The organism is Clostridia bacterium (assembly GCA_036562685.1).
Classification (GTDB): domain Bacteria; phylum Bacillota; class Clostridia; order Christensenellales; family DUVY01; genus DUVY01.
This window is the reverse complement of sequence record DATCJR010000072.1, coordinates 1-1,528: the sequence shown is the minus strand read 5'-3', so window position 1 is coordinate 1,528 and position 1,528 is coordinate 1. Positions and strand designations below refer to the sequence as shown.

General features: G+C 33.6%; 2 protein-coding genes. Both read right to left on the bottom strand.

Annotated features, from left to right (window positions below):
• A partial coding sequence (locus VIL26_03225) for a sodium/proton-translocating pyrophosphatase (GenBank protein ID HEY8389943.1) occupies positions 1–629 on the bottom strand: 629 nt, incomplete at its 3' end.
• Positions 630–885: 256 nt separating this feature from the next.
• Positions 886–1,528, bottom strand: a 643-nt coding sequence (locus VIL26_03220) for a hypothetical protein (GenBank protein HEY8389942.1), incomplete at its 5' end; no start/stop codon positions are given.

The window sequence follows — 1,528 nt, the reverse complement described above, 5'->3', positions numbered from 1 at the left end:
CCTACCAAGTCTGCGCTTATATCAGCGGTTTTTGTAAATATTCCGCCGCCTGCTTTTGCAAACAAAGCAAGACTAGAAGCACCGAAGCTAAAGCCCAACAAAAGTGCGGAGCTTTGGGTCTGCATATAAACAAGATAAGCCAAACCTACGCCTAACAAGCATGCGCCTACAACAGCAAGACCCATAACTGCGCCGCCTCTAAAGCCGCACAAAAAGCTGGGCTTAATTCCTGACTTTGCAGCTTCTGCTGTCTTAACATTGGCTATTGTTGCAATATATATGCCGATATATCCGGCAACGCAGCTAAATGCTGTTCCTGCAATATACGCCAATATAATAAGGAAACGCTCCAGCAGTGTATCTACAAACGTGCCGTTAGCGATAACTGTCCATAAAGGCGAAGGCAAGAAAACAAAAATAGCCAAGCATACTACTCCCGCAAACTTAGCAAGAATAATATACTCTTTTTTCAAAAAGGTCATAGCACCTTTTCTAATGAGTTTTCCAACTTCTTCAATTTTTTGATTGCTTGAAGGTTGCTTCTTTATCCAAAGATAAAGCAAAGAAACAAAAACAAAAGCAAGCAAAGAAACACCTATTCCTGCAATAATGAAGAAAATCGTTTTCAAAATTTTTGCCCCTTTAACATATAATTTAGCGTTTTTGAAAATCTTTCCAAAAAACCGCTATACGAATTATTTTATAATTATCAACTGCTAATGTCAATAGCCGTTTTTAGAAAACTTTTGGTCATAAAATATCTTCCCAAATTTTTCAATGCTTATAATTATATGATTCAAAATATTTTTTGATAAAAAAAGAGGATTTTTATAAAACCCCTTTTGATCAATAAAATAATATTTTTATTTATTCTTTTTTTTAATCTTATCTTCCAAATTTCATTTTTCTAAAAATTATATTATATATATTATTATCATCTATTTTTACCATGCGTCTTTGGATTTCTACAAATCCGCATTTTTTCAACGCCTTAATAAGATGTTCTTCAGTTTCTAATACTTCTACAATATAGACATGATAGGATGTATTATCAACAATATGCTTCAATAGCTCTTCTTCCAGTCCCTGATCTTTAAATTCGTCCAGAATTTCGATAAACTCTATATATGCCGTATCATTATCATAATGAGTAAGAGGTATATTAAAACTTTTGAATTTTTCAAAACATTCTTTGCTTTTATGTCCGCCTAAATACTTTTTTAAAACTTTTGCGTCAAGGTTGACAGCACGCTGTTTGTTATTGCTTACAGCCGCAGTCCCTCCAACTTGGTCTTGGGTCAAAGCACAATAAAAGGCATCTTTATGAAACATATGAGAAAAAGCTTGTATCAAAGTTTGTTTGGTCTTTTGCTGCTTTTGCTCATCATCTTTTGCTTTATATAAAAATCTCAAATCTTTATCATGATTGGTAACAAAGATCTCCGAAAGGTCACTTTCGATTTCGTCTAATTCGACTGCGTGTTTAACTTCAATCATACTAAACTCTCTCCTTGTTATTTCATTGCTT